A 14100-nucleotide genomic window follows, 5' to 3' on the forward strand; every position below is an offset into this window, starting at 1 on the left:
CGGGGGCGTCAGTCGTCCCAGCGCTGGGGTACGCGCTGGATCTCGTCGGTGTCGTAGCCGAGCTCGTCCAGGTAGGCGAGGATGGCCTGGTAGTCGTCCTCGGGCATCGCCGGCTCGCGCGCCATGATCCAGACGTAGTCGCGCTTGCTGCGGCCGATGACCGTCTGGCTGTAGGCCTCGTCGAGATAGACGATCAGAAACTCGGCCTTGAACGGCCACAGGAAGCGCATGCCCCATTCGGCGTTGTCCTCGCTCTGCACGAAGCCCGTCGGGTTGTACTCGCGGCGCGGCCCGTCAAAGCCGCCCTTGTTGAACGAGAAGGTGGTGGCGATGGTCCCGTCGTCGTTCAGCGCGTACTGCTCCAGCGCGTTGTAGGCATCGCGCTCGAGGAAAGTCGGGATATTCGCGATCACGTACCAGTCGCCCATGTAGCGGTCGAGGTCGACGTGGTCCACGGTCGGCATCTTCTGCGGGCTGCTGCATCCGGTCATCAGGATCCCCAGTACCAGGCCCGCGAACAGGGCCGCTAGTGAGCGCGTCATCGGTGTCGTCCGTATGGTCCTGGAAGATGGACCGCCGCGGCGCGGGAAAGGTCCGCGTGGATCCACCGTTTGGGGCGGCGGGCACTCAGGCGGTCTGGCCGAGGCGCTGGTCCATCAGGTGATCGAACAGCGATTCTTCCGGAATGATCTGGGCGCGCCCGCTGCGGAATTCGTGCGCCAGACCCTGAATACTGTGCTGGCGCTTGGCCCGTCCGGCGGCATCAGTGAACAGCAGGCGTCCGGCGTGACTGCCGCGCCAGACCAGCTTCATGCGCGTGACCTTGGTGCCGGCGGGGGAGGTGAACTGGATCCAGGTGCCGGAGATCAGGTTGTCGGCATGCTCGACATGCTCGTCGTCATGGTCGCGCATCAGGGACGGGTCGTCGTCCGGATGGCGCGGTGAACTGCCGAAGATGGAACCCGGGCGGGCGCTGGCTCGCTTGCGCGCCGGCTGCTCGGACCGTTCTTCGCTGGTGCCAGACTCGCCGGTTGGCCCAGTCGGCGCCTGTTCGGCTGGCGACTGCCGATCGGCGGTGGCGGAACGGCGTTTCCCGGCGGCGACCAGGTGGGCACTGACCAGGTCCTGCTTGATGCGGGCGCGCTCTTCCTTCGACAGCGGGGCGCGATCGAGGAAGGCGCGGATGCGGGCCAGGAGCGGGGCGGAGGACTGGAAGTCCGGCTCCTTCTGCATCAGCGCCAGCAGTTCGTGCAGCAGAGCCATCCCATCGTTGTCCGGGTTCGCCGGGTCCGCGGGGGCATCAGAGGACGCCGAAGTCTCGGCGTCTGCGGTCTTCTGGGCCGTCATCAGGGGTACCCAGGCATCCATCAGCTGCTCGCGCGCCTCGTCGGGGATGTCCTGGCCCATGGAGATCACGGTGCGCTCCACCGTGGATTCGACGCTGTAACGGATCTCCAGCGTGCGCTCTTCCTGCTGTGCCTCGGCCTGCTCGCTTGCTGCCTGGTGAACGATCTGCTCCTCGGCTGTCGCGAGTTCGTCCCGCAGTCGGTTCAGGGCCTCGTCAAAGGCAGCGCTGTCGCTAAGACCACCGTTGCGCACGCGCTCCACGTTCTCGAACACCAGGCGGGTGAGCGGCAGCTGTCGGGCCTCGTCCAGGGGCAGGTCGGGGTCGATGCGCAGCGCGATGTTCAGTAGCAGGCCGGTTATCTGGCGCGCCGGGTGTGTGCGATCGCGGAAGAAGTGGGTTTCGCGCATCGCGATACGCACCAGTGGCAGCTGCAGGTCGGCAAGCGGTTCGCGCAGGGCCGGGTTGAGGTCGTCCCGTTTCAGGATCAGGTCGAACAGACCCTGCAGCAGATCCATGATGAACGGTTCCAGCGTGCTGGCCGGGGATGTGTTCAACACGGTCGTGATGGCCTCGACCGGGCTGCCGGCGGGCACCTGTCCGGTTGCAGTCATTACCTGGCCGGCGAGCGGTACCTGGTACCCGAACTGGCCCCAGTGGCCCGATGCGGTGCCGGTCCCGCACAAGTCGGTCCCCGGCGGGGCGCCGGTGGGGGCGGTTTGTCCCGCGTTGGGGTCGCTGCGACCGGCCGGCCTGCGTGTCGTCTGGCGCACCTGGGGAACCGTGAAGCCGGCCTCGCGGAAGTCCTGCAGCAGCGCCTGCATTTCGGGCTGCATTTCCCGGAGCATGTCACGATCGAACCAGTGCAGGAGCAGCAGGCATTCGTCGGCGGACAGCGGGACGGCCTCCATAGCCTCGAGGAACGCCTCGCCCAGTGCGTGGGGGTGCCAGGGCGCGGCTTCGGGCGGCGTGGCCAGGTCATAATCCCGAGTGACCGTCTCCAGCGCGTCGATCTCCTCGGACAGGCTGGAGCGCGCGCTGGTGACGAGCTTGCGCAGGGCAACTTCACGTTCGGTGTCGGCGTCATCCATCAGGGACAATTCCAGGCCGTCACCGGTGAGGTCGCCTGCGCCCTCTGTTTCGTCAACAGAGATCAGGGCCGCGTGTAGTCGCTCGCGGAAGTGTTGCCTGATCGTCGAGCTCCCCATTCGAACCTGTCGCGACAGGGCGAAATTCTGGGCCGCCCGCTGCGAATCGATGGCCCGTTCGGAGGCCTCCATCAGGCGGTCGTCGAGGTCATTCAGAAAGGCGTCGTGTCGCTCCTGGACCGCCTTGAAAAAAGGTGCCCAGATGCGGTGGAGGGTGCGGGCCGGGATCCGTTGGGGTTGCGCCATGTCGGTTCAGTAGCTGAGATCAAGGTTGCCAATCTAGCACCCCGGCAAGCAAAGGTGTCAGTCACCCGCGACGTGTCCCTGGCTTGACGGGGAAACGCATGTTGGGCCCCGGGTCAACGAGGTTGATGTTGATTCATTCGCACGTTGGCGTTGATCCTTCTATCTTTCTACAAGCCCCGGCGCGGCGGGTGCCGGAGCTAGCACGCAAGGCCGACTCGAACGCCAAAGTGCGAACGGGTCAGTGTCTCCCTGAATATTGCAACAGAGGCCGACAGATGCAGCGGATGATCGAATGGGCGGAACAGGGACGGGTGCCGGACCCGCTCGTGCGGGCGGGGATTCGTCGGCTGCTGGCCGAGCGGCTGCGCGCGAGTGGTGCCCCGGCCGAAGAGGCGATGGAGCGGCGCTATGCGTTGATCGAGGCGATGCGCGCCGCGCCCGTGGCGTTGTCCACCGAGGTGGCGAACGAGCAGCACTACGAGGTTCCGACCGAATATTTCGAGCGTTGCCTCGGGCCGTGGCTGAAATACTCCTGCGCCTGGTGGCCAGAGGGCGTGGATGACCTGCGCGGGGCGGAGGCGGCCATGCTGCAGCTGACCTGCGAACGGGCAGGCCTCGAGAATGGGCAGCAGGTCCTGGAGTTGGGCTGTGGCTGGGGTTCGCTGTCGCTCTGGATGGCGGAGCAATACCCGCGGTCGCGCATCGTCTCGGTGTCCAACTCGGCGACCCAGCGGGCCTCGATCGAGGCCCGGCGGGATGCGCGCGGGCTGGAAAACCTGACGATCATGACCGCGGACATGAACACCTTTGCGCCGGAGCAGACCGGGTTCGACCGCGTGGTGTCGGTGGAGATGTTCGAGCACATGCGCAACTGGCCCGAGCTGTTGCGGCGCGTGGCGACCTGGTTGCGTCCGGGCGGGCAGTTGTTCATGCATGTCTTCGCCCATCGCGAGTTCGCCTACTTCTTCGAGAGCGAGGGCAAACACGACTGGATGGGGCAGTACTTCTTCCGCGACGGGTTGATGCCATCGGATGATCTGGCGCGGCATTTTCAGGAGGATCTGCGCGTGGTGCGCCAGTGGCGGGTGAACGGCCACCACTACGCGCGCACCCTGAACGCCTGGCTGGCGCGCCAGGACGCCGCGCGGGACGAGCTGATGCCATTGTTCGAACAGACCTACGGCGCACAGGATGCCGCGCTGTGGTTCCAGCGCTGGCGCATGTTCTACATGGCCTGCGCCGAATTGTTCGATTATCGCGGCGGGAACGAGTGGTTCGTGTCGCATATCCTGTTTCGCCGGCCCGAGGCCTAGCGGATGGCCGGTTGGGTGATGTTCCTGGTCGGGTTCGGCGCGGCGCTGGCCCTGATGACGGGGGTCTGGGCGACGAGCGTGCTGCGGCGCGACGCGAGCCTGGTGGACCGCTACTGGGGTCTGGGTTTCGTCCTGGTCACGCTGGTGTGGTGGGGGCTGGCCGGGTGGCCTCTGCTGGGGCTGTGGATCGTGATCCCGGTGCTGTTGTGGGGGCTGCGGCTGTCCGCCTTTATTACCTGGCGCAATTGGGACCACGGCGAGGACGGGCGTTACACGGACATGCGTGCGGGCCGAAGCGAGGGTGCCTTTGCCGCGCGCAGTTTGGTCACGATCTTCTGGTTGCAGGGCGCACTGGTGGCGGTGATCGGTCTGCCCATGCTGGCCGTGGTGCGGGCCGAGGTGGTGTGGTGGCCGCTGGCCGTCGCCGGGTTGCTGTTCTGGGCGGTGGGACTTTTTTTCGAGACGGTGGCGGATGCGCAGATGGCACGTTTTCGCGCCGATCCGGGCAATCGCGGGCAGGTGATGGATCGTGGCCTGTGGCGCTACAGCCGTCACCCCAACTATTTCGGGGAGATTGTGGTCTGGGTCGGGTTCGGCCTGCTCGCCCTGGCGGCGGGCGGCTGGTGGGCCGTTCCCTCGGCGGTGCTGATGATCCTGCTGATCCTGCGTGTGTCCGGTGTCACGTTGCTGGAAAGTCGTCTGCATGAATCCCGCCCCGGTTATGCCGACTACGTGCGCCGCACCAACACGCTGATCCCGGGCCCGCCGCGCAGCTGATGTGGCGGCAGGAGTGATCCCGCACCCTTGCTGTGCTTTCCCTGTCCGCGCTATAAAGCGCACGTCCTGTCCGGCGCTCCAGATGCCGGACGCCGCCCCTGTTTTGTGCACGTCACCGCCAGCGAGCCAGCCGATCCGATGAGCGCGTCCCCGAGTTCTGTCCAGGCCATTGAATTGAAAGGCCGCATGATGCTGGTCTCTGTGCTGCGCGTGTACCAGACCGATCCGCAGGTTCTGGGCGAGGTGCTGGCCGCGCGGCGCGACCAGGCCCCGGATCTGATGCGCGACATGCCCATCGTGCTCGATTTGGAGGCAGTGGCCGAGAGCCCGGAGTCCGACCTGCAGGCAACCATCGAGCGCGTACGCGCCGAGGGCTTCAAGCTGATCGGCCTGCAGGCAGGCGCCGCCGCCGAGCGCCTGCAGAGCTATGCCGAACTGTTCGACGTCCTGCCGGTGCTGCAACTGGGCGGGCGTGGCGGCGCACCCTCCGGCGAGGTGCCGCTGGAAGACGAGCCCCCGGCGCAGGACAAGGCCGTCGAGCCCGAGCAGGAACGCCCGCCGACCGCCGTGGCGGCGGTCCACAGCGCGACTCGTATCGTCGATCAACCGGTGCGTTCCGGGCAGCAGATCTACGCCCGCGGGGGGGACCTGATCGTGACCGGCGCAGTCTCGCCGGGCGCCGAACTGCTGGCGGACGGGCATATCCATGTGCTGGGTCCGTTACGTGGGCGTGCGCTGGCCGGGGTGCGCGGTCTGGTGACCGCGCGTATCTTCTGTCGGCGCCTGGACGCCGAGCTGTTGTCCATCGCCGGACACTACCGGATCGCCGAAGACATCACGGAAGCCGAACGCGGCGAGAATCGGCTGGTGACACTGGACGACGAAAGCCTCAAGATCGCGGAGATCTGACCGGCCACCTGCCGGTCACGAATGACAGGAACCCGTCCGCACGCCCCGGGAACACCGGGCGCGTGCAAGACGACAAGGAGCTACCGCCAACATGGCACGTATCGTAGTGATTACCTCCGGCAAGGGCGGGGTGGGCAAGACCACCACCTCGGCCGCGATTGCCACTGGCCTGGCCCAGCGCGGTCACAAGACCGTCGTGATCGATTTCGACGTCGGTCTGCGCAACCTCGATCTGATCATGGGCTGCGAGCGGCGCGTGGTGTACGACTTCGTCAACGTGATCAACGGCGATGCGAACCTGAAGCAGGCCCTGATCCGCGACAAGCGTGTGGACAACCTCTACATCCTTCCCGCCTCGCAGACCCGCGACAAGGACGCCCTGAGCCAGGATGGCGTGGAGCGCGTGCTGAACGAATTGTCCGGCGACTTTGACTTTATCGTCTGCGACAGCCCGGCCGGGATCGAGCGCGGCGCACTGATGGCCGCCTACTTTGCCGACGAGGCGATCGTGGTGACCAACCCCGAGGTTTCCTCGGTGCGCGACTCCGACCGCATCCTCGGCATCCTGGCGAGCAAGACGCGCAAGGTGGAGCAAGGCGGTGAGCCGATCGAGGGCAAGCTGCTGCTGACGCGTTACTCCGCCGAGCGCGCCGAACGCGGCGAGATGCTGAGCATCGAGGATGTCGGCGAGATCCTGGCGATCGAACTCCTGGGCGTGATCCCGGAATCCCAGGCGGTGCTGAATGCCTCGAACGCCGGACAGCCGGTGGTGCTGGACGAGGAATCCGACGCCGGGCAGGCCTACCAGGACGCGGTGGACCGGTTCCTGGGCGAGGAACGCCCGCTGCGCTTTGTCGATGTACCGAAGAAGGGCTTCTTCGGGCGCCTGTTCAAGGGTTGATCATGGGGATTTTCGATTACTTCCGTCAGCCGCGGCAGAAGAGCGCCAGCGTTGCCAAAGAGCGCCTGCAGATCATCGTGGCGCGCGAGCGTGCGGCGCGCTCCGGGCCCGACTACCTCCCGGCCATGCAGCAGGAGCTGCTGCAGGTGATCCGCAAATACGTTCAGGTGGACGACGAGGCCGTGCAGATGAACGTGGACCGCGAAGGGGACTGCGAGGTCCTCGAGCTGAACATTACCCTGCCGGACGACCAGGACTAACGCGATGAAAGTTCTTGTGACCGGCTCGGCCGGCTTCATCGGCAGCGCCCTGAGCCTGCGCCTGCTGGAGCGTGGCGACCAGGTGGTCGGCGTCGACAATCTGAATGACTACTACGACGTCTCGCTGAAGGAGGCGCGCCTGGCGCGCACCCAGGACCACCCGAACTTCACCGAGGTGCGCGAGGACATCGCCGATCGCGCCGCGATGGAGCGGGTGTTCCGCGAGCACCGCCCGCAGCGGGTGGTGAACCTGGCGGCCCAGGCCGGCGTGCGCTATTCGCTGGAGAACCCGGCGGCCTATGTCGACACCAACCTGGTCGGTTTCGGCAACATCCTGGAAGGCTGCCGGCATAACGGCGTCGAGCACCTGGTCTATGCCAGCTCGAGCTCGGTCTACGGCGCCAACACCACCATGCCGTTCTCGGTGCACGACAACGTCGATCACCCGCTGAGCCTGTACGCCGCCAGCAAGAAGGCCAACGAGCTGATGGCGCATACCTACAGCCATCTCTACGATCTGCCGGTGACCGGGCTGCGCTTCTTCACTGTCTACGGCCCCTGGGGCCGCCCGGACATGGCGCTGTTCATGTTCACCAAGAAGATCCTGGCGGGCGAGCCGATCGACGTCTTCAACTACGGCCACCACCGGCGCGACTTCACCTACATCGATGACATCGTCGAGGGTGTGATCCGCACCCTGGATCACGTGGCCCCGCGCAACCCCGACTGGAACGGGGCCGAGCCCGACTCGGCCACCAGCGCAGCCCCCTACCGCCTGTACAACATCGGCAACCACGAGCCGGTGGAGCTGATGCGCTACATCGAGGTGCTCGAAGAGTGCCTGGGCAAGAAGGCCGAGAAGAACCTCCTGCCGCTGCAGCCGGGGGATGTGCCGGACACCTATGCCGATGTCGAGGCCCTGCGTCAGGACGTGGGCTATGCCCCCGCGACCGCGGTGGAAGATGGCATCGCCCGCTTCGTCGAGTGGTATCGCGAGTACTACCGCGTCTGATGCCCAGCCCGCGGCTATCCGGCCGCGCGGTTCTTCGGGTCTCTCGTTTGCTTGATCCTTCCGCGTCTGTTTTTCGCCGTCAGACTCGCTGCTCGTTCACCCAGGCCTTGCACACCAGGAACCTGTAGCCGGCCGGCGAGTCCACCGGAGACATGGATGCAAGGAGACAAGGGATGAGCCAGACGATTCTGATGGTAGTAACCAGTCACGGCGAGATCGCTCCAGGCCAGGCGACGGGCGTATGGTTCGACGAGTTCGCCGAGCCTTATGATCGCTTTCGCAAGGCGGGTTTCGAGGTCAAGGTGGCCAGTCCGAAGGGCGGCCCCGTGCCGCTGGATCCGAAAAGCCTGGAGGCCAGTCATGCGGGCCCCGCGGCGGTGGCCGCGCAGGAGGCCCTGGATGACACCATCGCGCTGACTGAGCACACGAACCATGGGGCCTATGCCGCGATCTTCTTTCCCGGCGGTCACGGCACCATGTTCGATCTGCCGGACAACCCGCATGTCCAGCGGCTGGTCGCGGAATTCATGGACAACGACAAGGTGGTTGGCGCCGTCTGTCACGGGCCGGCCTGTCTGGTCGGTGCGATGCTGGCGGATGGCACTTCCGCGGTGAAGGGGCGCAAGGTGGCGGCCTTCACCAACAGCGAGGAGAAGGCGGTCCAGCTGGACACTGCGATGCCGTTCCTGCTGCAGGACAAGCTGCAGGAGCTCGGCGGCGAGGTGGATACCGCCGACGACTGGGCCGATCACGTGGTGGTGGACGGCAAGCTGGTGACCGGGCAAAACCCGCAGTCCAGCAAGAGTGTCGCCGACGCGATCGTGCGGCTGTTGCGCGAGACGGGCTGAATACTCGAATCGGGGGGCCGGGGCATGCTGTCCCCGGCCTTTTTCGGGACCTAACTCGAATCGGGTTCAAAAAACGTAGTGGGTTCGATATGCTGAGCGCCATGACTACCGGGGATCGCAAACGCCGCGAGCGCGAGACGCGCGAGGCGCTGTTCATCGAGCGGGCGCACGAGCGCATCCGCGAGGAGGGCCTGCTGGCCCTGCAGATGTCGAAGCTGGCGGCGGACTGCGAGTATGCGACCGGTACGCTGTACCAGCACTTCGAGTCGAAAGAGGATCTGCTGGCGGCGGTCGCGGCACGCACCACGCTGCAACGGGCGGCGCTTTTCCGGGCCATCCCCGAGCTCTCCCTGGGCACGCGCTCGCGCATGCTGGCGATCGTGCTGACCGACATCGATTTTGCCGCGCAAAACCCCGACTACTATCGCCTGACCCAGTACCTGGTGACCGAGGTGGTCTGGGCGAATGTGTCGGCTCCGCGCCGCATGGCATTGCTGGAGGCCGGGAAGCCGATCAGCGAGGCGGTGCATGCGGTGGTGGCCGAGGCGCGTGACCGCGGCGACCTGCCGCCGGCCCGCGAGATCTCCGAAGACGAGATGGGGCTGGGCCCCTGGGCGCTGAACGTGGGGATGCAGAGCCTTGCCAATGCGCAGGGGTTGCTGGATGCCTACGACATCCATCGGCCCTATGACCACCTCATCCGGCATTTCCATGCCCTGATGACCGGCTGGCGCTGGGAGCCGCGGCTGGATCCGGACGAGCCCACGGTGGTTCGGGCGGAGACGGCGCGCGTGCGTGCCGCCCTGCGCGATGCAGGTCTCTGCGACCCGGGCGCTGTTTAGAGTCCGGCGACGGGCGAGTCTGTTGAACTCATTTCATGATGCCGGTGGGAATGCCCCCGCCGGTGTCTCCAGGAGACCCTGATGAAGCGTTTTATCCTCATGCTGGTGGCGGTGGCCATCGTGCTCGGCGGTATTTTCGGCTTCAAGGCCTTTGTCGATCAGCAGATCGCAGAGTACTTCGAAGATATGCCGGAGCCCGTGGTGACCATCAACGCCGCAGAGGTGTCGACGGACTCCTGGACTCCGCAGGTGCGTGCGATCGGTAGCCTGGAGGCCGTGCAGGGCGCGACCCTGAGCTTCGAGGCGCAGGGCATTGTCCAGGCGATCCACTTCGAGAACGGGGCGCGGGTCGAGGCCGGCGATCCGCTGGTGGACCTGGATACCACCCTGGACGAGGCCGAGCTCGACAACCTGCGGGCCGGCGAGCGCCTGGCGCGCCGCGAGCTGGAGCGCGCCAGGGGCCTGATCGAGCGCAACGACATCTCGGATTCGGAATTTCAGCGCCGGGTCGCCGAGGCCGAGCAGGCCCAGGCCTCGGTGAAGGCGCAGGAGGCGCGCATCCGGCAGAAGAGCCTGCGCGCGCCGTTCGCGGGCGAGCTGGGTATCCGCGAGGTGAGCGTCGGGCAGTTCGTCGGGCCCGGGGATCCGATCGTGGTGCTGGAGGCGTTGCAGCCGCTGTATGTGAATTTCACCCTGCCGGAGCGCCGCCTGGGCGAGATCGCCCTGGGTCAGGACGTCCGTGTGGAGGTGGATGCCTTTGGCGAAGAGTTCACCGGCGAGGTCACGGCCATCGAGCCGCGGGTCCGCGCGGCCTCGCGCATGTTCCGCGTGCAGGCCCTGCTGGAAAACGAACAGGGTCGCCTGCGTGCGGGGCAGTTCGCCCGGGTGACGCTGGATCGCGGGGAGTCCGAGGAGGCGGTGGTCGCGCCGCAGACCGCGATCCGCTTTGCGCCCTGGGGGCAATCGGTATTCGTGATCGCGGAGGACGACGAAGGCCAGCTGCGGGTGGAACAACGCCTGATCGAGACCGGCGCGCGCCGCGGTGATCTGGTGCAGGTCCTTGACGGGCTGGAGCCGGGTGAGCGTATCGCGGCCAGTGGCCTGCTCAAGCTGCAAAACGACTCCCCGGTCGAGATCACCGAGGATGCCCAGCCCGATGCCGAGCGCGACCCGCGCCCGGCGAACCGCTAGAGCGGGGTCGCTGGCATGCGCTTTACCGATATCTTCATCCAGAAGCCGGTGCTCGCCACGGTGGTGAGTCTGTTCATCCTGTTGTTCGGGGTGCGCGCGGTATTTGACCTGAACGTGCGCCAGTTCCCCGAGGTGCAGAACGCGGTGGTGACCGTCAGCACCGCGTATATCGGCGCGGATGCCGATCTGGTGCAGGGCTTCATCACCACGCCGATGGAGCGCGAGGTGGCCGAGGCCGAGGGGATCGATTACCTCGTCTCCACCAGCCGCGCGGGGATCAGCATCGTCGAGGCCCATCTGGAGCTGGACTACGATCCCAACGTGGCCCTGACGCAGATCGCGGCCCAGGTGGACAAGATTCGCAGCGACCTGCCGGCGGAGGCCGAGGACTCGGTGGTGGATCTGTCCGTGGGGCAGGACGTGGCCGCAATGTACATGTCGTTCTACTCCGAACGGCTGTCCAACAACCAGACCACCGATTACCTGATCCGCGAGGTGCAGCCGGAACTGGCGACCATCAACGGCGTGCAGCGAGCCGAGATCCTGGGTGCCCAGAGCTTTGCGATGCGCGCCTGGCTGGATGCCGATCGCATGGCCGCCTTCGGTGTGACCGGGCGCGACGTGCGCGAGGCCCTGGAGCGCAACAATGTGCTGTCCGCCGTGGGCCAGACGCGGGGTTCCATGGTTGGGCTGGACCTGACGGCGGATACCGATCTGAGTCGTCCGGAGGAGTTCGAGCAGTTGATCCTGTTCGAGACCGACGGCGACCTGGTGCGCCTGGGCGACGTGGCCGAGGTGGAGCTGGGCTCGGAGAATTACGACACCTCGGTGCGCTTCAATGGCGAGGCGGCCACCTTCGTCGGTATCGAGATGGCGCCGGATGCCAACGCCCTGGACGTGATTGCCGAGGTCCGCGACGTATTCGACGAGCGCATCCTGCCGCGCCTGCCCTCGGGGCTGGAAGGGGAGATCGTCTACGACTCCACGGACTACATCCAGAGTGCGATCGACGAGGTGCTGGTGACCATCGGCCTGGCGCTGGGGATCGTGCTGGTGGTGATCTACCTGTTCCTCGGCTCGTTGCGCAGCGTGATTATCCCGGCCGTAGCGGTGCCGCTGTCGCTGGTGGGCACCTTCATGCTGATGCTGCTGATGGGGTTCTCGCTGAACCTGTTGACCCTGCTGGCGATGGTGCTGGCCATCGGCATCGTGGTGGATGACGCCATCATCATGCTGGAGAACATCTCCCGCCATATCGAGGAGGGGATGTCGCGCATGGACGCGGCGATCCAGGGGGCGCGCGAACTCGCCTGGCCGATCGTGGCGATGTCGACCACCCTGGTGGCGGTGTTCCTGCCGCTGGGCTTCATCGGCGGGCTGACCGGGACGCTCTTCATCGAGTTCGCGTTCACCCTGGCGGCGACTGTCGTGATCTCGGGCATTGTCGCGATCACGTTGTCGCCGATGATGTGCTCGAAGATCCTGCGCGATGGCGCCACCGAGAAGCGCGGACGGATCGAAGGCTGGCTGGATGCACGCTTCGACTCCCTCCAGCAACGCTATCGTCGGCGCCTGCATGGGGCGCTGAATGACCGCTTCACCATCGCGGTGTTCGGTGCCATCGTGCTGGTGTCCTGCTACTTCCTGTTCGTCACCTCGCAGAGCGAGCTGGAGCCGCCGGAGGACCAGGGCTTCGCGTTCTCCATCATGGAAGGCGACGCCTACATGGGCCTGGACTGGCTGGAACGCAACACCGAGTTGACCGACCGCTTCTTCGACGAAATCCCGGAGCTCGATAACATCTTTATCGTGAACGGTTTTGGCGGAGGCCCGGGCATCGCCGGTGCCGGCAACCAGGCCCTGGGCGGTTTCGTCCTCGCACCCTGGGATCAGCGTGATCGGGATACCGAGACCATCCTGCAGGAGGAGCTGCAGCCACGCCTGGACCGCATCCCGGCGCTGGAGGTGTTCGCGATCCAGCCGCCGCAGCTGCCCACTCCGGGCGACGGTGCACCGGTCAGTGTGGTCCTCGGCTCCACCGGTTCGTTCGAGGAGCTGGAGCAGTTCGCCAGCGAGATCATGCAGCGGGCGATGGCGACCGGGCGCTTTATCTTCATGGACTCCGATCTCGACTTCGATCAGCCGCAGGTGGATCTCAAGATCGACCGCGAACGCGCCGCCCAGCTCGGGATCGACATGGCCACGCTCAATGCCGATCTGGCAACCATGCTGTCTGGCGGGTTTGCCGGGCGCTTCGCGATGGAGAACCGCAGCTATCGCGTGATCCCCCAGGTGCAGCGCAGCGAGCGCCTGAATCCGGAGCAGCTGGAAGAGTTGTTCACGCGTACCCGTGACGGCGAGCCGATCCCGTTATCCAGCATCGTGACACTGGAAGAAACGGTGACCCCGCGCTCGCTCAAGCGCTTCCAGCAGCTCAATGCCGTGACCCTGTCGGGCGTGCCGCGGCCGGGGGTGACCCTGGGCGAGGCGCTGGACATCGTCGACGAGATTGCCGCCGACGTGCTCCCACCGGATGTCAGTGTCGACTATGCCGGACAGTCGCGTCAGCTGAAGGCCGAGGGCAGTGAGCTGGTGGTCACCTTCTTCTTTGCCCTGTTGGTGATCTTCCTGGTCCTGGCTGCTCAGTTCGAGTCATTCCGCGACCCGTTGATCATTCTGACCACGGTGCCGATGTCGATCGCCGGGGCACTGATCTTCATCAGCCTTGGGGTGACTTCGCTGAATATCTATACCCAGGTGGGCCTGCTGACCCTGATCGGCCTGATTGCCAAGCACGGCATTCTGATCGTGGAGTTCGCCAACCAGCTGCAACGCCAGGGCCGGACGCTGCGCGAAGCCATCGAGGAGGCGTCGGCCCTGCGCCTGCGGCCGATCCTGATGACCACCACCGCGACCGTGGTGGCGATGGTGCCCTTGCTGATGGCCGCCGGGGCCGGTGCCGGCTCGCGTTTCGCGATGGGCCTGGTGATCGCGAGCGGCATGGCGATCGGGACACTGTTCACCCTGTTCGTGGTGCCCGCCATCTATCTCTACCTGGCGCGGGATCACCATGCCGCCGGTGACGGAGAGCCCGCCACTGCCTCCACGTCCTGATACCCGGGGTCGTTGCTGCGTGACGGGGCGTTCCCGGCGGCCCGTCACAGGGCCTGTGCGGCGGGTCGCGCCGAAGGCATGCAACGGCTACGGTCTTCGACTACAATCGACGTCCGCAATGGGTCGCGGTCGGCGTTTCGGCGCCTGACTGCATCCTTGCGAACCCGAACCCCTGCCGGTCAGCGGCCCTCCCG

The 14100-nt window shown here is 66.1% G+C and carries 12 protein-coding genes; 10 read left to right on the top strand and 2 right to left on the bottom strand.

The window, feature by feature from the left end; genetic code table 11:
• Positions 1-8 precede the first annotated feature (8 nt).
• Both F792_RS0104725 and F792_RS0104730 read right to left on the bottom strand, forming a co-directional pair.
• Positions 9-542 (bottom strand): lipocalin family protein, encoded by a 534-nt coding sequence (locus F792_RS0104725; RefSeq protein WP_018168581.1) that lies wholly within the window; start codon positions 540-542, stop codon positions 9-11.
• A gap of 85 nt (positions 543-627) precedes the next feature.
• Positions 628-2739, bottom strand: coding sequence for a DUF1631 family protein (locus F792_RS0104730; protein ID WP_018168582.1), 2112 nt, complete (start codon positions 2737-2739; stop codon positions 628-630).
• Between the two features lie 275 nt (positions 2740-3014).
• Between F792_RS0104730 and F792_RS0104735 the strand changes: the two genes are divergently transcribed.
• The 10 genes from F792_RS0104735 (at position 3015) to F792_RS0104780 (ending at position 13906) form a co-directional block, all read left to right on the top strand.
• Entirely contained in the window at positions 3015-4052 is a 1038-nt protein-coding gene (locus tag F792_RS0104735) for a cyclopropane-fatty-acyl-phospholipid synthase family protein (protein WP_018168583.1), read from the top strand.
• 3 nt (positions 4053-4055) lie between these two features.
• Complete coding sequence (locus tag F792_RS0104740; RefSeq protein ID WP_018168584.1) at positions 4056-4829, top strand: DUF1295 domain-containing protein; 774 nt, start codon at positions 4056-4058, stop codon at positions 4827-4829.
• A gap of 186 nt (positions 4830-5015) precedes the next feature.
• Positions 5016-5738 carry a septum site-determining protein MinC gene (gene minC, locus F792_RS0104745; RefSeq protein ID WP_018168585.1) on the top strand — a complete coding sequence of 241 codons (723 nt, stop codon included), beginning with the start codon at positions 5016-5018 and terminating at the stop codon, positions 5736-5738.
• Between the two features lie 91 nt (positions 5739-5829).
• Positions 5830-6639 (top strand): septum site-determining protein MinD, encoded by an 810-nt coding sequence (gene minD, locus F792_RS0104750; protein WP_018144362.1) that lies wholly within the window; start codon positions 5830-5832, stop codon positions 6637-6639.
• A 2-nt stretch (positions 6640-6641) separates the two neighbouring features.
• Positions 6642-6899, top strand: coding sequence for a cell division topological specificity factor MinE (gene minE, locus F792_RS0104755; protein ID WP_018937842.1), 258 nt, complete (start codon positions 6642-6644; stop codon positions 6897-6899).
• Positions 6900-6903: 4 nt separating this feature from the next.
• Positions 6904-7911 carry an NAD-dependent epimerase gene (locus F792_RS0104760; protein WP_018168586.1) on the top strand — a complete coding sequence of 336 codons (1008 nt, stop codon included), beginning with the start codon at positions 6904-6906 and terminating at the stop codon, positions 7909-7911.
• Between the two features lie 173 nt (positions 7912-8084).
• Entirely contained in the window at positions 8085-8759 is a 675-nt protein-coding gene (locus F792_RS0104765; RefSeq protein ID WP_018168587.1) for a type 1 glutamine amidotransferase domain-containing protein, read from the top strand.
• 89 nt (positions 8760-8848) lie between these two features.
• Positions 8849-9601 (top strand): TetR/AcrR family transcriptional regulator, encoded by a 753-nt coding sequence (locus tag F792_RS0104770; RefSeq protein WP_018168588.1) that lies wholly within the window; start codon positions 8849-8851, stop codon positions 9599-9601.
• A gap of 81 nt (positions 9602-9682) precedes the next feature.
• A complete protein-coding gene (locus F792_RS0104775; RefSeq protein WP_018168589.1) occupies positions 9683-10792 on the top strand; it encodes an efflux RND transporter periplasmic adaptor subunit in 1110 nt (369 codons plus the stop codon).
• Between the two features lie 15 nt (positions 10793-10807).
• A complete protein-coding gene (locus F792_RS0104780) occupies positions 10808-13906 on the top strand; it encodes an efflux RND transporter permease subunit (RefSeq protein WP_018168590.1) in 3099 nt (1032 codons plus the stop codon).
• Positions 13907-14100 lie beyond the last annotated feature (194 nt).

It is taken from the genome of Thioalkalivibrio sp. ALMg9, assembly GCF_000380625.1.
GTDB lineage: Bacteria > Pseudomonadota > Gammaproteobacteria > Ectothiorhodospirales > Ectothiorhodospiraceae > Thioalkalivibrio > Thioalkalivibrio versutus.

Coding starts and splice junctions, on each gene's coding strand:
- minC (WP_018168585.1), top strand. CDS start 5,016: ATGATGCTGGTCTCTGTGCTGCGCGTGTACCAGACCGATCCGCAGGTT.
- F792_RS0104730 (WP_018168582.1), bottom strand. CDS start 2,739: ATGGCGCAACCCCAACGGATCCCGGCCCGCACCCTCCACCGCATCTGG.
- F792_RS0104765 (WP_018168587.1), top strand. CDS start 8,085: ATGAGCCAGACGATTCTGATGGTAGTAACCAGTCACGGCGAGATCGCT.
- F792_RS0104770 (WP_018168588.1), top strand. CDS start 8,849: ATGCTGAGCGCCATGACTACCGGGGATCGCAAACGCCGCGAGCGCGAG.
- F792_RS0104775 (WP_018168589.1), top strand. CDS start 9,683: ATGAAGCGTTTTATCCTCATGCTGGTGGCGGTGGCCATCGTGCTCGGC.
- F792_RS0104780 (WP_018168590.1), top strand. CDS start 10,808: ATGCGCTTTACCGATATCTTCATCCAGAAGCCGGTGCTCGCCACGGTG.
- minD (WP_018144362.1), top strand. CDS start 5,830: ATGGCACGTATCGTAGTGATTACCTCCGGCAAGGGCGGGGTGGGCAAG.
- F792_RS0104740 (WP_018168584.1), top strand. CDS start 4,056: ATGGCCGGTTGGGTGATGTTCCTGGTCGGGTTCGGCGCGGCGCTGGCC.
- F792_RS0104735 (WP_018168583.1), top strand. CDS start 3,015: ATGCAGCGGATGATCGAATGGGCGGAACAGGGACGGGTGCCGGACCCG.
- F792_RS0104760 (WP_018168586.1), top strand. CDS start 6,904: ATGAAAGTTCTTGTGACCGGCTCGGCCGGCTTCATCGGCAGCGCCCTG.
- minE (WP_018937842.1), top strand. CDS start 6,642: ATGGGGATTTTCGATTACTTCCGTCAGCCGCGGCAGAAGAGCGCCAGC.
- F792_RS0104725 (WP_018168581.1), bottom strand. CDS start 542: ATGACGCGCTCACTAGCGGCCCTGTTCGCGGGCCTGGTACTGGGGATC.